This is a genomic window from Escherichia albertii NBRC 107761 = DSM 17582, from assembly GCF_000759775.1.
Classification (GTDB): Bacteria; Pseudomonadota; Gammaproteobacteria; order Enterobacterales; family Enterobacteriaceae; genus Escherichia; species Escherichia albertii.
Window position 1 is genome coordinate 1 of sequence record NZ_BBMY01000210.1, and the last position, 546, is coordinate 546.

1 pseudogene is annotated in these 546 nt (G+C 48.0%); it reads left to right on the plus strand.

The window, feature by feature from the left end:
- Positions 1-461 (plus strand): annotated as a pseudogene (istB, locus tag EA14781_RS22045) (IS21-like element ISEc12 family helper ATPase IstB); the annotation flags it as partial.
- Between the last annotated feature and the right edge of the window lie 85 nt (positions 462-546).

The following is a 546-nucleotide window of genomic DNA, read 5'->3' on the forward strand; positions in this document are numbered from 1 at the left end:
CCCTGAAACAAAATATTTTACTGACCGGGGCCACCGGCAGCGGTAAAACGTTCCTGGCATGTGCACTTGGTCATAATGCCTGCCGACAGGGATACAAGGTCTACTATTATCGCCTTAAAGCGCTGATGGAACAGTGCTATCAGGGGCATGCTGATGGAAGATACAGCAAACTTTTGACCAGGCTGAATAATAGCGATCTGCTGCTTCTGGATGACTGGGGGCTGGAACCTCTCTCATCAGAACAGCGTAGCGACCTGCTGGAAATAGTGGATCTGATGTACCAACGAGGCTCAATCATCGTAGTGAGCCAGTTGCCGGTGGAAAACTGGTACAAAATGATCGGAGACTCCACACATGCGGATGCCATCCTAGATCGACTGGTTCATGGCAGTATCAAGATCGAACTTAAAGGAGAATCAATGCGGAAAATACAATCTCCGTTGACCGAAGGAGATCAGTGAAGGTAATTTAAAAACGGTTCTGTGAAAGTGACACGAACCGATCTCCATCGATGTTACTCACCGATCTCCTTCACGGTAATACGCA